At 48.9% G+C, this 16161-nt stretch carries 16 protein-coding genes; 9 read left to right on the forward strand and 7 right to left on the reverse strand.

Going from position 1 to position 16161, the window contains the following annotated elements; translation table 11 throughout:
- Positions 1 to 320: 320 nt before the first annotated feature.
- The 5 genes from LKE13_RS06295 (at position 321) to LKE13_RS06315 (ending at position 5007) form a co-directional block, all read left to right on the forward strand.
- Positions 321 to 1115, forward strand: a complete 795-nt coding sequence (locus tag LKE13_RS06295) for an ABC transporter ATP-binding protein (RefSeq protein ID WP_415776513.1) — start codon at positions 321 to 323, stop codon at positions 1113 to 1115.
- Entirely contained in the window at positions 1112 to 1825 is a 714-nt protein-coding gene (locus tag LKE13_RS06300; protein WP_227949316.1) for an ABC transporter ATP-binding protein, read from the forward strand. The genes LKE13_RS06295 and LKE13_RS06300 overlap by 4 nt, the downstream gene beginning before the upstream one ends.
- 9 nt (positions 1826 to 1834) lie before the next feature.
- Complete coding sequence (locus LKE13_RS06305) at positions 1835 to 2707, forward strand: branched-chain amino acid ABC transporter permease (RefSeq protein WP_227949319.1); 873 nt, start codon at positions 1835 to 1837, stop codon at positions 2705 to 2707.
- Between the two features lie 4 nt (positions 2708 to 2711).
- A complete protein-coding gene (locus tag LKE13_RS06310; RefSeq protein WP_227949321.1) occupies positions 2712 to 3719 on the forward strand; it encodes a branched-chain amino acid ABC transporter permease in 1008 nt (335 codons plus the stop codon).
- 70 nt (positions 3720 to 3789) lie between these two features.
- Complete coding sequence (locus LKE13_RS06315) at positions 3790 to 5007, forward strand: ABC transporter substrate-binding protein (protein ID WP_227949323.1); 1218 nt, start codon at positions 3790 to 3792, stop codon at positions 5005 to 5007.
- Positions 5008 to 5071: 64 nt separating this feature from the next.
- Here the strand turns inward: LKE13_RS06315 and LKE13_RS06320 are convergent, their stop codons facing one another.
- From LKE13_RS06320 to LKE13_RS06335, 4 genes are all read right to left on the reverse strand, one after another.
- Positions 5072 to 6130, reverse strand: coding sequence for an alcohol dehydrogenase (locus LKE13_RS06320; protein ID WP_227949325.1), 1059 nt, complete (start codon positions 6128 to 6130; stop codon positions 5072 to 5074).
- 107 nt (positions 6131 to 6237) lie between these two features.
- The gene (gene hspQ / locus LKE13_RS06325) at positions 6238 to 6579 is read right to left on the reverse strand and encodes a heat shock protein HspQ (protein WP_227949326.1); all 342 of its coding nucleotides are present in this window, start codon (positions 6577 to 6579) and stop codon (positions 6238 to 6240) included.
- 89 nt (positions 6580 to 6668) lie between these two features.
- A complete protein-coding gene (locus tag LKE13_RS06330) occupies positions 6669 to 8216 on the reverse strand; it encodes an AMP-binding protein (protein WP_227949327.1) in 1548 nt (515 codons plus the stop codon).
- A gap of 248 nt (positions 8217 to 8464) precedes the next feature.
- On the reverse strand, positions 8465 to 9532 hold the full coding sequence (locus tag LKE13_RS06335; RefSeq protein WP_227949328.1) for a DegT/DnrJ/EryC1/StrS family aminotransferase: 1068 nt from the start codon (positions 9530 to 9532) through the stop codon (positions 8465 to 8467).
- Positions 9533 to 9815: 283 nt separating this feature from the next.
- Between LKE13_RS06335 and LKE13_RS06340 the strand changes: the two genes are divergently transcribed.
- Complete coding sequence (locus LKE13_RS06340; protein ID WP_227949329.1) at positions 9816 to 10718, forward strand: DMT family transporter; 903 nt, start codon at positions 9816 to 9818, stop codon at positions 10716 to 10718.
- Here the strand turns inward: LKE13_RS06340 and glpD are convergent.
- Together glpD and LKE13_RS06350 are read right to left on the reverse strand one after the other, a co-directional pair.
- A complete protein-coding gene (gene glpD, locus LKE13_RS06345; protein ID WP_227949330.1) occupies positions 10710 to 12215 on the reverse strand; it encodes a glycerol-3-phosphate dehydrogenase in 1506 nt (501 codons plus the stop codon). The genes LKE13_RS06340 and glpD overlap by 9 nt on opposite strands.
- Before the next feature lie 108 nt (positions 12216 to 12323).
- Positions 12324 to 13088, reverse strand: coding sequence for a DeoR/GlpR family DNA-binding transcription regulator (locus tag LKE13_RS06350; protein ID WP_227949332.1), 765 nt, complete (start codon positions 13086 to 13088; stop codon positions 12324 to 12326).
- 230 nt (positions 13089 to 13318) lie between these two features.
- Between LKE13_RS06350 and LKE13_RS06355 the strand changes: the two genes are divergently transcribed.
- From LKE13_RS06355 to LKE13_RS06365, 3 genes are read left to right on the forward strand one after another with little or no spacing between them, the layout of a single operon-like run.
- Positions 13319 to 14023, forward strand: coding sequence for an ABC transporter permease (locus LKE13_RS06355; RefSeq protein ID WP_227949334.1), 705 nt, complete (start codon positions 13319 to 13321; stop codon positions 14021 to 14023).
- The gene (locus tag LKE13_RS06360) at positions 14017 to 14733 is read left to right on the forward strand and encodes an ATP-binding cassette domain-containing protein (RefSeq protein WP_227949336.1); all 717 of its coding nucleotides are present in this window, start codon (positions 14017 to 14019) and stop codon (positions 14731 to 14733) included. The genes LKE13_RS06355 and LKE13_RS06360 overlap by 7 nt, the downstream gene beginning before the upstream one ends.
- A complete protein-coding gene (locus LKE13_RS06365) occupies positions 14730 to 15557 on the forward strand; it encodes a substrate-binding domain-containing protein (RefSeq protein ID WP_227949339.1) in 828 nt (275 codons plus the stop codon). Before LKE13_RS06360 ends, LKE13_RS06365 begins: the two co-directional genes overlap by 4 nt.
- Here the strand turns inward: LKE13_RS06365 and LKE13_RS06370 are convergent.
- Positions 15554 to 16153 carry a 2-hydroxychromene-2-carboxylate isomerase gene (locus LKE13_RS06370; RefSeq protein ID WP_227949341.1) on the reverse strand — a complete coding sequence of 200 codons (600 nt, stop codon included), beginning with the start codon at positions 16151 to 16153 and terminating at the stop codon, positions 15554 to 15556. The two genes, LKE13_RS06365 and LKE13_RS06370, sit on opposite strands and share 4 nt — an antisense overlap.
- Between the last annotated feature and the right edge of the window lie 8 nt (positions 16154 to 16161).

Below are 16161 nucleotides of genomic sequence, written 5' to 3' on the forward strand. Positions count from 1 at the left end.
AAATACCCAACTAAGGCGGCAGTTACGGGCGAAATACCCTGAAGTAACTGCCGCCTTTTGTTTTTCTAATGTTCTCTCGCAATAATTGATTAAACCAAAAAGTATAGCCATCCCTTAGACTTACTCCGTAAAAAACAATATATTTTTTTCTGGTCAAAACGGTTTCTTTGAGTCACAGTTATCGAACAACAAATAAAGAATAACGTTTTAAACTGGGAGGTGGACGCCAAGGCGTCCGGAAGCGTATTCATAATAATTTTGAAGATGCATCTGGTAGCTTGTGCAACCATTAGTTATGAGTGAACAAAAACACAGATAGTATAGCGTCTGCAGACGTTTCATCGACGGATGCATTGTTAAGCGTCCGGGATGTAAGTGTTCATTTCGGCGGCATCGTCGCGTTGGACGGTGTGTCATTTGACATTCCTTCAGGTCAAATTGTCGGTCTGATCGGGCCAAACGGGGCAGGTAAAACAACCCTTTTTAACTGTATCAGTCGCCTCTATGACGTGAATTGGGGTGATATCATCTTTCGTGGAAACTCCATCCTTAAAAGTCCTGTACACAGGATGAGTGAAATCGGACTTGGACGGACATTCCAAAATCTCGCCCTTTTCTCCAATCTAAGCGTTCTTGATAACATCATGATTGGTGGGCATGCGACCGCAAAATCTGATTACATCAGCAATGCGCTGCATTTGCCCTGGATAAAGCGGGAGGAGAAAGAGCTTCGAAGCCGCGCGTTGGAAATGCTCAAGTTCATGGAACTTGAAGATACAGCGCTGCAGCGGATCGGCGGACTCTCTTTCGGCATCCAAAAACGGCTTGAGATTGCACGCGCGATTATGAGCAAGCCCAAGCTATTGCTGATGGATGAACCTGCGGGCGGGCTTAACCACAATGAGTTATCGCTTCTTGTGGATACGATCCGGCGAATTCGCGATGAGTTTGGCACGACGGTTCTTTTGGTGGAACACCATATGGGCGTGGTCATGGAGGTTTCCGAGAAAGTTGTTGCACTCAACTTTGGCCGAAAACTTGCTGAAGGCCCGCCTGCTGAAATTCAGCAACATCCTGATGTTATCGAAGCGTATCTGGGGACGGGCAAGAAATGAGTCAATTGCTTGATGTAAAAGGGCTTGAAGCGTCATATGGCCCGACGAAGGTTCTGCATGGGCTGGATTTCAGCCTCGAACACGGTGGCGTTACAACAATTCTCGGCGCGAATGGTGCCGGTAAAACAACGACCCTTCGCGCAATCAGCGGGATGGTTACCCGAAAAGGAACGATACAGCTGGAAGGCACGGAACTTGCCGCTCTGCAAACAGCAGATATCACGCGGAAGGGCATCGCCCATGTTCCGGAGGGGCGCGGTACATTCGTGAGAATGTCGGCTGAAGACAATTTACGTCTTGGAGCCTATAGCCGGAGCGACAAAGCGGGTATCGCGGAAGATGTTGAACGGGTTTACGGCTATTTCCCCATCCTCAAACAGCGTCGAAACCAGCAAGCAGGCACGTTAAGTGGCGGTGAAGCGCAGATGTTGGCTGTTGGTCGGGCCTTAATGTTACGGCCGCGGTTGTTGCTGCTTGATGAGCCTTCTTTCGGCCTTGCACCGCTAATTGTTCAAGAGCTTTTTGAAATTCTGAAGAGAATCAACGCTGAAGAAGGGGTGAGTATGTTGCTAGTCGAGCAAAACGCGTCTCTGGCTCTTGAGTTGGCCGATCATGCCTATTTGCTGGAAACGGGAAATATCGTCATCTCCGGCACTTCGGAATCAATTCTTGAAAATGAGACCGTTCGTCGGTCCTACTTAGGGTATTAGGACGTTCCCATGGATCTTTTTTTACAGCAATTACTAACCGGTCTTGCAAATGGCGCGATTTACGCGTGCCTGGCACTTGCGGTCGTTATGATTTATCAGGCCATCGATCATTTCAATTTTGCACAAGGCGAAATGGCGATGTTCAGCACCTATATCTGTTGGGCAATGATTGCGGGCGGAGTGCCCTACTGGATCGCGTTTTTCGCGACTATTGTTGTCTCCTTCATTGGTGGCTTGGCAATTGAGCGAATTATCTTCAAGCCGCTCCATAATGCGCCGGTTCTTAGCCATATCGTTGTCTTTATCGGCCTTGTCGCCATATTCAACAGCTTCGCTGGCGCAATATGGGACCATAATATCAAGACATTTCCGTCTCCTTTCCCTGAAGGGTCTTTTGGGGGCCTGATCGGATTGCATGAAGTCGGCATGTTCTTCGTGACCCTGCTTTTACTTTTCGCAATATTCTGCTTTTTCCGCTTTACACGTGTCGGAATGGCGATGCAGGCAGCAGCTGCTAATCCAGATTCCGCAGGCCTTGTGGGCATTCGGGTCGGCTGGATGCTGGCGCTGGGCTGGGGCTTGGCCGCTGCAATCGGTGCTGTTGCAGGAATGATGATTGCCCCAATTGTCTTTTTGGAACCGAACATGATGCTAGGCATTCTTCTCTATGGCTTTGCGGCTGCGATTGTCGGAGGTATATCAAGTCCGGGAGGAGCCGTCGCCGGTGGTTTCCTGGTCGGTATTATTGAAAACATGGCCGGGACATATATCCCAGCCATTGGTAGTGAATTGAAACTGACGGTTGCTCTGATTTTGATCGTGACCGTTCTGTTGTTCAAGCCTAACGGGTTGTTCGGCAAAACCATTGTGACCAGGGTATAATAATATGGCAACCGATGTAGAAACGCGTATAGATACTAAACTGAATGCCGGCGCAAAAATCCCTTTTAAGTGGGTCATTCCCTTCATAGTGATTGGCGCAGTCTTGCCCTTTATTCTTGGAGGGTATGCGACCTTCCAGGGCACGTTGATAATGATCTATGCCATAGCAATCCTCGGCTTAAACTTGTTGACGGGGTTTAATGGGCAATTCTCACTTGGGCATAGCGCCTTTTATGCTATCGGGGCCTATACAGCCGCCATTCTTGTGTATCATCTCGATTGGCCAGTCTATGCGGCCATTCCCGTTGGAGGCGTGGTCTGTTTCATCGCAGGTTTCCTATTTGGCTTGCCTGCGCTACGACTTGAGGGGCTTTATCTCGCCTTGGCCACCTTTGCTTTGGGTGTCTCGATACCGCAGGTCCTGAAATCATCTCATCTGGAAGGATTGACCGGAGGGGTGCAAGGTTTGGATGTATTCCGCCCGGACGTTCCAGCCATTCTGGTTGATAACTTCGGCATCACGATGGACCAATGGTGGTATATGATTGTGTTCGTGGTGTTGCTTTTTATGTTCTGGATTGCTTGGAACCTGATCAATAGCCGGACAGGCCGTGCCATGATGGCGATACGTGATAATCCAATCGCCGCGAGATCGATGGGTGTGAATGCATCTATGTACAAATCTCTTACCTTCGGTGTCAGCGCGTTCTATACGGGTGTTGCCGGTGCGATTGCTGCCATTGTTATTGAGTTTGTTGCGCCAGATAGCTTTACATTCCAGCTCTCTATATTGCTGTTTATCGGAATGGTGGTTGGTGGAACAGGCTCTATTTGGGGAGCCGTGTTCGGCGGATTTTTCATACTGACAGTGCCGAATTTTGCAGAAGAAATTTCAACTGGCCTTTCCTATGCCATTTTTGGCATTATCCTTATATTGGTTATTTATGTCATGCCCTCAGGTTTTGCAGGGCTGGTAAATCTGCTGAGAGTCCGAATAAAGAAAATACTTTGAGCTCTCAGTTGAAAGCGTGAAGAAGAGTCGCGTCATTGTAGATGCGAAAAATAATAAACAGGAGGTACTAATGAATACCGGGAGAAAATTAGCGATTACCTTCGCTGCCGTTGCCACAATGGGAATGGCCGCGACGTCGGCTTTAGCTGACAAGATGTATGGTCCGGGTGTGACCGATGATTCCATCAAGCTTGGCAATACCATGCCTTATAGCGGCCCTGCGGCTGCCTACGGTCAGATTGGTAAGTCCACGGCTGCCTATTTTGACAAGATCAATAAGGAAAATGGCGGCGTAAACGGTCGGAAGATTGAGTTTATTTCGCTGGATGACGGCTACAGCCCGCCTAAAACAAAGGAACAGGTTCGTAAGCTTGTTGAACAGGATGAAGTGCTGCTCATATTCGAAAGCCTGGGTACTCCGACAAACTCGGCTATCCATAACTATATGAACAAGAAGAAGATTCCTCAGCTGTTTGTTGCAACTGGCGCGACGAAATGGGGCGATCCTGAAAACTTCCCTTGGACAATGGGTTGGCAGCCTAGCTACCAGACTGAGGGCGCGCTGTTTGGTGCCTATATCATGGAAAATGTGAAGGATCCGAAAGTGGCTATCCTTTACCAGAACGATGATTATGGTAAAGACTATGTCCATGGCTTGAAAGAATATCTCGGTGATAAGGCTGATTCCGTTATCGTTGCTGAAGAAAGCTACGAAGTTACAGATCCGACAATCAACTCGCAGATGATCAAGCTAAAAGACAGCGGTGCGAACGTCTTTTTCAACGTGACGACACCGAAATTTGCGGCTCAGGCTATTAAGAAATTCCGCGAATTGAACTGGGATGCGGTTTTCCTGAACAATTCAGTTTCTAACTCCGTAGGCTCTGTTTACAAACCTGCAGGACTGGATAACTCCAAGGGTATCATTTCGCTGATGTACTATATGGATATCACGGACCCTGGGAATTTCGAGACTGAAGGGTACAAAAAATGGTCAAAATTCATGGATGAATACTATCCTGATGGAGATAAAACCAGCGCCTTCACAGCATATGGATATCTCGTTGGCCAGACGATGGAGCAGGTGTTGAAACAGGCTGGAGACAACCTGACACGCGAAAACATCATGAAGGAAGCTGCCAATCTGGATCTGGAACTGGATATGATGCTGCCAGGCATTAAAATTCAGACAGGCCCGAATGACTTCTTCCCGATTGAAGCAATGATGCCGGTTGAATTTAACGGTGAGAAATTTAACTCACTGGGCAAAGTTGTATCTGTAAATTAATCAGATATCTGATCTAAAAAAGAAAGGGCAGGGGATGAAAATCCTCTGCCCTTTTTTTATATACCTATTTTTGCGGGCTGAGGACAATGCGGCCTTTGACGTTTCCGGCCTGCAGGTCCGTGAGGGCACTATTCACCTCGTCTAGGGGGCGGACTTCGTAAGGAATTGGCGCTACCTTGCCACCCCGAACGAGTTCCATTAACTCGTGCATCTCCTCAAGGCTTCCAACATAGGAGCCCTGGATCGTTCTCATCATGAGTGGCAGCATCGCAATCGACAGAGGCATGGAATCTCCGAACAATCCAACTGTCACCATATGGCCGCCCTTCCTCAATCCGTTAAAACCAAAGGATGCAGTTGCCGGCGCACCCACAAAATCGATGGAGCCGGCCGCGCCTCCGTTCGTGATTTCCTGAAGTTGAGCGAGTGCGGCTTCAGGATCGCTGTTGTCGATGGTTTCATGCGCGCCTGATTGGCGAGCGATTGACCGCTTCGTATCATCAATATCGGCGACAATGATTTTTGCCTTCACAACACTTGAAGCGAAATGCACCGCGGAGAGCCCAACCCCTCCCGCTCCTATGATCACAATATGATCGTCTTCACGCAGATGGGAAAGTTTCTTTAGAGCGCTGTAGGCTGTGAGGCCGGAGCATGCATATGTGCAGGCAAGTTCTGTCGGAACACCGTCATAGGGAATAAGATATTTCGGGTGGGGCGCAATAACTTCGTTCGCATACCCACCGTTATACCGAGTGCCGACTGTTTGCGGCGCCATGCAAAGAAGCTCGTCCCCAGCGAGGCAGACATTGCATTTTCCACAGCCTATCCAGGGAAAAACAATACGTTTGTCGCCAATTTCAACCCCTTCTGCATCTGGACCAATCGCGGCAACCTCACCAACGACCTCATGCCCGAGCGTGAAGGGAAGCTTCATCCGTTGTAAGAGGTCCATCTTTTGGCCTCCACCAAGATCGAAGAAGCCTTCCCAAATATGCAAATCACTATGACAAACACCACAGGCTGTGACATTCAGGAGTACTTCGGTTCCTTTGGGTTCTGGTGTTGGGTAGTCTCGCGCTTCGAGTGGTTTGCCAAACTGGATGATCTGCTGACAATGCATGGTAATTCTCCCCGTTTATTTGTTTTTAATTGGAGAAAATATGCTAGCTCGTTTCATGCGTGACCGCCAGAATTTCTGTGGCCGGAAATCGCGCAAGTTCGCCGACCCTATGATTGCAGTCGATTGCTGAAAAGATAGCGTCCGTCACGAAGCTCAGAGAAGAAGTCTTTGACTGACGGATGCGACACCGGTTTCCCGCTTTCGTCAATCAGGAGATTTTGCTCAGACACGTAAGCCTCATAAGTTGTTTCGGCATTCTCCGCGAAGAGATGATAAAACGGCTGATCTTTCTTCGGTCGAACCTCTTCCGGGATAGATTCCCACCATTCTTCGCTATTACCAAAGGTGGGGTCGACATCGTAAATCACGCCGCGAAACGGATAAACCCGATGTTTGACGATTTGTCCAATCGCGAACTTGGCTGCTCTGACTTGTGAATCTTTGCTCATGACGTGCCATAATAGTGGAGTTTACTTTATGGGCAAGTCTTGAACATCAAGAATTCAATGCGGCGTGAAATATCTAAGAAGGCTCATTTCTATACGATACGGCTCTTTTTGTCGCCCCAGTAGCGATCCCTGAGCAAGCGTTTGTATAGTTTTCCGGTAGGAAGCCGCGGAAGCTGCTCTTCAAAGTCAAAGGAGCGCGGGCACTTCTGCGCCGAAAGGTGCTCATGGCAAAAGGCGTTAAGCTCCTCTGCCAATTCTTCGCCCGGATGAATGCCGGGCATAGGTTGAATGACGGCTTTCACCTCTTCTCCGAAATCTTCATTAGGAACACCAAAAACTGCCGCGTCCTCTACTTTCGGATGGGTAATAAGTAAGTTTTCGCATTCCTGTGGGTAGATATTCACACCGCCGGAGACGATCATGAAAGTCGCCCGGTCAGTGAGATAAAGAAATCCGTCCCCATCAATGTACCCCATGTCGCCAACAGTACTCATCGTACCATCCGGTGACATCGCCTCTTTCGTGCGGTTCGGGTCGTTGAAATACTCAAATTGAGTTGCCGTTTTGAACCAGACCGTGCCGGGTGTTTCAATCGGGCAAGGCTTCATTTCCTCGTCCAGAATATGAAGATCACCAAGAAGCACCTTTCCGACCGAGCCTGGATGGGCAAGCCATTCTTCACTATTGCTTGCGGTAAAACCAAGCCCTTCTGTCGCACCATAATATTCATGAATAATTGGGCCCCACCATTTGATCATGTCCTGCTTTACCTGAACCGGGCAGGGGGCCGCGGCATGAATTGCAATTTCCAGAGATGAGAGGTCAGCGCTCTTGCGTCTCTCCTCAGGGAGTTTAAGCATCCGGGAAAACATGGTGGGGACGAGCTGAGTGTGCGTGACATTATACTTCTCGACCAACTGGAGATACTGCTCCGGATCAAATTTTTCCATGATGATAACGGTTCCGCCGAAACGGATCGCGAAATTGCAGGCAGCCTGCGGGGCAGAGTGATAGAGCGGCGCTGGCGACAAATACACCATATCTTCGCGATATTGCCAGAGCTTCTGGAGAAAGAGATAAAGAGGAATCTGGTCAAGAGGGTGACTGTCTGGCATAGGGCGGAGAATGCCTTTTGGTTGCCCTGTTGTGCCGGACGAATAGAGCATGGATAAGCCAAGCCGCTCATTCTCAAGTGGCGTCGACGGGCAGTCTCTGGTTGCCTCCTGAAGATTTACGAATTGATCATCGGTTTCGCCATCGACGACAATCCCTAAGATTACATTTGGGCATGATTTTAAAGCTTCGCGCGCAACTTCCCGTTTTGCATCCGATGTAATGAGAATCTTCGCTTCACTGTTGTTGACAATATACGCAAGCTCTTCGGCAGTCAGGTAGGAGTTGATGCAAGTGTAATAAAGGCCAGCGCGTTCCCCGGATCCGCAGCTTTCAAAATACCAGGCATTATTCTCCATGAAGATTGCATAGTGATCCTCTTGTGAGAGCCCCTTACTTTGAAGAAAATGAGCGAGTTTATTCGCCCTTTCCTCATACTCGCGATAAGAAACAGTTTCCCCGGAAGAGGCCATGATAAAGGCTGGCCTATTGGGGTTTTCAGTCGCAAATTTCCCTGGATACATACTGCGCTCCTCCCTTTTTTTGTTATTTCTTAATTAGAATGATGTTTTGGAAAAAGGATAGGTCGCGCAAACTCTAATCGCAACATTTATATGGCCAAGCGCAAGCGTTGTAATCTGATTGTTATCTAGGACGGAGCGCAGGGCATAATGGCGAACTACAAAGGGCGCTCTTTCATTTCGCGAGACTGAGATCTTATCTCTGGTTAGGAAGGGACGTTACAATTGAGCGATGATCGTTATGTAGATAGCTAGCTTTCTGCGCGCGCATTGTGTATTTTTGATAGTCGCGTGAAATCTTCCAGCAATTTTTCTTCTTTCAGATACGCCACATCCGGATGACAAGGGATGTTAACAAGACGGTGATAGATATCCACGCAGTTTGAAGTCTCGGCAAGAGGTAGATAATATTTTGTGAGCACCAGATGTTCAGCATCATCAATGTCATCCTGCCGGATGGGGGTATCCGCACAAAATGGAAGACTGGTTGCCGGTGTGCTGCCGTTGAACGGGTAAAGTGGTCGTAATCCGACTTTCGACGCGATTTTTGTCACTCTCGCCGCTTGTTCCAGATAGAGAGGTTTCCATTCTTCGACGCGGTCAAGCCGGTCAATTTGGAAGGCGCAGGCGATATCGGAAACTTTACCGTTATTGATCCAATGTTTCTTTTCCGCGGCCTTTACGGGACCATAGTTCAAAAGATTGTAAATTGACTCCATTTCTTCTCTTGGCGACAGAATGAGCCCGCCCTCTCCGGCACCATACGGTTTCGTGTGATGCAGGCTGAAGCTTTGATAGGGCCAATCCGGCAACTTTTCATTGAGGCCAGCCGCATTGTCTATCAACATGAATTTATTATGTTTTTTGGCAAATTCGATAAAAGGCTCGAAATCATACCAAGGTCCAAACGGGTTAGTTACAACGAAGCCATCAAAATTGCCAAGCCCGAATTCTTCGAGCGCCGTCAAGCTCAGGATACCCTGCTCAGTGCAATCGACGAAATGCATATCGTTGAAATATCCGCGCCCGAGATTGTTGAAACTGAAGGAGCTGCCAACCCAGCGGATTGGGCTATCGAATTTTATCTCAAGAAATCTTGCCAGAGCCTCTAGGCCGATGCCGCCATTTGCACAGGGTGTAACAGCACGTTCGGCGGATAGGTTGAAATGCTTTTCGTACTTCTCTGCAAGCAAGTGATAAAGCGGGCCACGATTTGCCCACATATTGGTTTCCACGCACTGCTCAAAGAGCTTTGCAACATAAACCATGTCCGGCCGTTTGTTCTCGACAAATGGCATTTTGATGTTGTGATCTGACAATTTCACGGCCTTGTACTCAGAGTATAAACTGTTGAATTTTTCTACTTAAGCTTATCATAAACCATAAATGCTAAATTTTCTGTTTACTTGCCAGAGTAAGCAGTCATGAAAAACGCTTTTTTTCACGCTATATGCGCCATTTCGCGTGATTGATAATCCGTGCTAAGAACAAATTCTTCGAAACCTGAAACCTGCGCAATTAATATTTTAGACTATCTATCTATTACGGGCCCCTTCAATATAGCAGCATTGCAAAAAAAAACGATAGGACGGAGAAACCGCCATGAGACAAATTTCCGTTGGTCAGAAGAGTGGACGGATGTCGGGTGGGGATCTTTTCTTAATTGGTGCCGTCCTTGCATGGGGTATTAACTTTCCAATTGCGAAGTACGCGCTGGATTTTATGGATCCGGTTACCTTCTCTGCGACGCGGTATTTGGCGGCAAGCATTCTTCTTTTTGGTATTCTTCTAGTCAAAAATACGGGCATTGGAATATCCGTCAGAGAGGCAGGAATGTTGGTCATTATTGGCCTGTTGAGTGTTACCCTGTTTCAGGGCGGGTGGGCCTATGGCCTTAGCTTGACGTCCGCATCGAAAGCTTCGGTCCTGATAACAACCTCTCCCATTTTTGGGGCCCTGATATCCGCCATAATGGGAAACCGTCCGGGTGCCAAGGCGTGGGTCGGTATTCTTGTTTCTTTCTTGGGTGTTGCCGTCGTTATTAACAATAGCTTGACGGAAATTACATTCAATGCCGGTTCGATCGTCGGGGATTTGCTGATCGTGGGGGCGTCGATGATGTGGGCGCTTTATACTTATGTTTCTGGGCCATTAGTTGCGCGGCGCGGTCCTCTTCTCGTAACCGCTTGGGCGACATTATTCGGCTCGATAACATTAACCCTGATCGGTATTCCAAGCCTTATCGAGCAAAATTGGGCGACTATTCCGACACTTGGCTGGTTGAGCTGGGCATCTACTGCGATCTTCGGGGCCGCTCTCGCCTTCGTCTGGTATTGCGCAGGCATTGCTCGTCTGGGCGTTACCAAAGGTATGGTCTATAGTTTCTTAATCCCTGTTGTTGCCATCCTGAGCTCGGTCATACTGCTCGATGAGGTGATCACTCCCATTCAGATATTTGGTGCTGCTATTGTGTTGATAGGCGTGAAGCTGACGCGCTCAGACTGACGTTTCTTTTAACGACATCCAATTGTTTAGGGCAGAGGTTTGTTCCTCGCGCATCCCGATTCCGATTTTGCTCCTCCGCCAGAGGATATCATCGGCTGTTTGCGCCCATTCATGATCCATAAGGTATTGGACTTCTCTCTCGAACAATCCGTTGCCGAATTCGATGCCAAGATCGGATTTACTTGCGGAATCACCCATCAGCTCAAACAGGCGCGTGCCGTATGCGCGTAGCATACGTTCAGACTGCTGGAGATCCAGAAACGGGTATGTGTCGCGAACTTTTTTGAGCAAATCTGTGAAGCCTTCCATCGGGAAATCACCGCCCGGAAGTGCGGCACTGATTGTCCATGCGCGCGCTTTGCTGCCGAGTTTTTGCTCTACCATTTCCAGGACAGCTTCTGCAAGGCGGCGGTAGGTGGTGATCTTGCCACCGAAAATATTCAGAAATGGCGGGGTGTCTTCATCGGATTGCCATTTTAAAACATAGTCGCGGGTGGCTTCCTGTGCCTTGGTTGCGCCGTCATCAAAAAGCGGTCGAACGGCGGAGTAAGTCCAGATAACGTCTCCTTCTCGCACGGGCGTGTCAAAATACTCGCTCGCGGCGTTACAAAGATAGGAAATCTCAGTATCACTAATCGCGACGTTCTCCGGATCGCCGCTGTAATCCTGATCCGTAGTCCCGATCAAGGTGTAGTTCTGCTCATAGGGAATGGCGAAGATGATCCGTTCATCCGCATTTTGGAAGATGTAGCATCTGTCATGCTCATAAAGCTTTGGCACAACAATATGGCTTCCCTGAACGAGGCGAACGGTCGGGGACGTAGATGAGTTTGACGCCACCTGAATAATCTTATCGACCCAAGGTCCAACTGCATTCACGATCATTCGCGCCGTTCTGGTCACGGTTTCTTTGCTGACTGTGTCCTGTGTGGTGATGTGCCAAAGCCCGGCTTTTTGTTCAGCGGCAATACATTTCGTGCGCGTTTCAATAAGCGCCCCGCGCGCCGCGGCATCCATCGCATTAAGGACAACCAAACGTGAGTCATTTACCCAGCAATCCGAATATTCGAAGCCGGCTGTGAATTCCTTTTTTAATGGTCTACCTAGAACGTCGTCATGTAGATTGAGAGATTTAGATGCGGGGAGCTTCTTTCGGCCCCCGAGGTGATCATAAAGAAATAATCCAAGCCTTAGAAGCCACGCAGGTCTCAATCCCTTGTGATGCGGGAGCACGAACCGCAAAGGCCAGATTATATGTGGTGCATTGGCCCAGAGAATTTCCCTTTCCTGAAGGGCTTTTCGCACAAGTCGGAATTCATAATGCTCAAGATAGCGAAGGCCACCATGGATGAGTTTAGTCGAACCCGAAGAGGTGCCACTGGCAAGATCATTCATTTCACAGAGAGCAACGGAATATCCGCGGCCAGCGGCATCGCGCGCCACACCGCACCCGTTTATTCCGCCCCCGATTACAAAAATATCAAAATCTGCCGTCATAATTCCTAGTTTTCCGAAATTGAATTGCTGTGAATAACGAAGATTTATATCGCAAAAATGAAAACAAAAGGAAAATATTATCCTAGATATATTTTCGTTATATCGGAGCTAGGACGATGTCTCTATGATCCGGACATCTCCCTCGGCGCATATGCGTCGGATAGAAGGTTTGCTAATGTGATCGGTTACTAGGGTATCGACCTGCGCCATTTGCGCGATCACCACCGGCGCCCGGCGTTCAAACTTGGTGGAATCCGCAACAAGAATGACATGCCGGGCTTTGGAGATAATTGCCTGCGCGACTTTAACTTCGCGGAAATCAAAGTCCAGAAGGGAGCCATCCGGATCAATAGCCGAGGCACCAATGACAGCATAGTCAACCCTGAACTGATTGATGAAATCAATGGCAGCTTCACCAACAATACCACCATCGGATGGACGGACAACGCCGCCGGCTATGGCGACCTCAAATGAGGGATAAAGCCGCAACTTATTTGCGACATTGATATTATTTGTCACAACCATTAATCCTTGATGATTGATTAGGGCTTGCCCAACGGCCTCGGTCGTGGTGCCAATATTCATAAAAAGGGAGGAATGATCAGGGATAAGCTTGGCCGTTTCCTCGCCGATGGTGGCCTTTTCTTCTGACGCAATTTGTCGTCTTGCTTCATACTCGACATTCTCACGTGCCTCTGGAAAAAATGCGCCGCCGTGAAATCGGATCAAGACCTTATTGGAACAAAGGCTGTTCAGGTCCATTCGGATTGTCTGAGGAGTAATATCGAAATGCGCCGCCAGCTCATCGACCTGCACACGACCCTGTGTTTTCGCAAGCTCGACGATTTCGGTCTGACGGGCGGTCAAATGCATTGATTATCCTCCTGTTTTCGGTTGAGTATACTGACATTGGCGCGCGAATAGGAAAGAAATAATCCTGGAAAAGTATGGAATTGGTTTGTGCGTCGCAGGACTGTTGCTCAGCTTTGGCGAGTGGCGTATTCATCCTTCAAGATGTCGTATATGAACGAGTCAATGATCGGACGTTGGGGAGAATTATAAGGTGATAATAAAATTTCCAGATCGGATTGAACTAAAGCGATATGAATGATCTTCTGGCGGGGTTGCAGTCGGCATTCGGGTTGATCATTCATCTAGATCACGATCTAGTTGAGATATCCTTGCGGTCGTTGCAGGTAACCATATCGGCGGTGTTGATCTCCGCTGCCATCGGTTTACCTTTTGGCGCCTGGCTCTCGGTCACACGATTTCGATATCGGCGGTTTGCGATTGTCTTGTTGAACGCTTTAATGGGACTTCCACCTGTTGTAGTCGGGCTATTCGTTTACATTCTGCTGTCGCGGTCGGGTCCGTTCGGTGTGCTTGATCTTCTGTTTACACCGACAGCAATGATTATTGCGCAGGTGATTATTATAACACCAATCATTGCCTCTATTTCTCAACAGTCGATGCGCGATCTCTGGTTCCTCTATCACGACCTGCTGATATCCATCAAAACAACGAAATGGCAGCGTATGAAGATATTGCTTTGGGATGGTCGGCGCAGCCTTCTGACCGCGACCCTTACCGGGTTCGGCCGGGGTATCGGGGAGATAGGAGCAATCATGATTGTCGGTGGGAATATTGACCATCTTACTCGTGTTCTGACAACGGCAATCGCGCTGGAGGTGGGGAAGGGTGATTTTCCGCTGGCTCTTGGTCTGGGTATAGTCCTGATTTCTATGGCGATCCTGATTAATCTCGCGATCCATATCCTTTCACGAACGGAGCGGGAGGGAACATGGTAGATACGATACTGCCCGTTGATCTTAAGGGTGCAATCGTGCGCAAGGGCACGAAAAACATCGTTGGTCCACTTGACCTCTCATTCGGTGCGACAGGTTGTAGTATTCTGATCGGGCCCAATGGCGCCGGAAAAACGACATTTCTCCGGTTATTGCACGGGCTGGAGCGGCCAAACAGCGGTACCGTCAAATGGGCAGCCAAAAAGAGCGAGATTTACAATCGCCAATCGTTTGTTTTTCAGTCCCCGGTCGTTCTTCGTCGCTCCGGTATTGAGAATATAGCCTATCCGCTCTTTGTCCGCGGCGTCGCCAAGAGAGCCGCGCGCGCAGAGGCGACAAAATGGATTGATAGAATTGGCCTAAGTGATGTTGGGCATTACGATGCCCATGTGCTTTCCGGCGGAGAGAAACAGAAGCTGGCGATGGCGCGGGCGCTCATCACGAAACCGGAAGTGTTGTTTCTTGATGAGCCTACGGCCAACCTCGACGGTGCGTCGACTTTGGACGTCGAAAGGCTGATCCTCTCTGCAAGAGAGGCGGGAACGCGCATCATCATGGCTACACATGATTTTGGTCAGGCGAAGCGTCTCGCTGATGAAATTCTGTTCATGTATCGGGGAAAAATACATGAGCGAGCGGCGACGGATGACTTCTTCGGAGATCCACAAACGGAAGAAGCACAAAAATTTATAAGAGGAGATATTTTGCTATGAAATCCCGGTCAATTCTCGCGGCCTTCACCCTGTTGCTGCTGATGAATGTAAATGCCCTTGCCGATGATATGAAAATGGCGGTGACAACATCTTTCCATAACTCCGGTCTATCCGACATCCTGATCCCACGGATCAAGGAAGATACCGGAATTGATGTCTATCTTCTCGTTGTCGGGACCGGGCAGGCACTTAAGCTCGGGCGCGCAGGGGATGTGGATGCAATTCTTGTTCACTCGCGCAAAGCAGAGGAAAAATTCGTGGAAGAGGGATATGGCACTCATCGACGGGAGATCATGTATAATGATTTCGTGCTGATTGGCCCGAAACCGGATGAGGCTGGCATCGCAAATGCCAAAACAGCGGCAGATGCACTTAAGGCGATTGCAGAAACGAAAGCGATTTTTGTCAGTCGCGGTGATGATAGTGGCACTCATCGCAAGGAATTAGCACTCTGGACGTTAGCCGGATTGGATCCTGAAAAATTCGAAGGGAACTGGTACCGGGCGAGCGGATCGGGCATGGGCGCTACGCTTAATACGGCAAGTGGTATGAATGGTTATGTTTTCGCGGACCGGGCAAGCTGGCTCAACTTCAAGAACAAGGGAGACCTCGGTCTGCTCTTTTCGGGCGACCCTATCCTTTTTAATCAATATGCATACCTGCCTGTCAATCCGGCGAAACACTCGCACGTCAAAAAGGACCTGTCGGCAAAGCTGGAAAAATGGTTGGTCAGCCCAAAAGCACAAAAAATAATTGGTGACTATGAAATCGCAGGAGAAAAGCTCTTTACGCCCAACGCTGGTGTGCTGGATAGCGACAGCTAGACCCCAAGAATATGGGCCATCACTTCAAGATGGTCCTGCCCGTAAAACATATCGCCATCGATAAAATAAGTGGGGGAGCCAAACAGGGAAAGCTTGATGGCTTCCTCGGTATTTTGGGCATAAATTTTTCGCACTTCTTCCGATGCGGCTGCAGTCAGGAGAGGTTCAGGATCAACGCTGGCCCGCTCTCCGATTGTTCTTAGGTCGTCGGCTTTATCCAGATCGAAGTCTTCGGCCCAATGCGCACGCAGCATTTCATGAGAAAGCCTGTCAATGTTGAATCCCTGGAGCAATCCGGCGATGAGCATGCAATTAGACAGAGTGATATCATGATGGTGATAGGTCGGAGTGTGATCTAGGACAGGGATATTCCTGTACTCCGCCCAGCGGGCAATCTCTCGCCCGAAGAAATAGTCTTTGTGCGCCTGTGACCGATTCCCGAATGCGGTTGTTCCGGTCGCCTCTATCAGTTTGCGTAAATCGAACGGACGGTGATCAATCTCTCGTCTCGCGGCTTTTGCAATCCGCAATAATTCGGCATGTCCTAGGTAGGCGTAAGCGGAATAGCCAGCGTAAAAATATTCAATTGTCGCCATGATGTTTT

It is taken from the genome of Sneathiella sp. HT1-7, assembly GCF_020731145.1.
Lineage (GTDB): Bacteria > Pseudomonadota > Alphaproteobacteria > Sneathiellales > Sneathiellaceae > Sneathiella.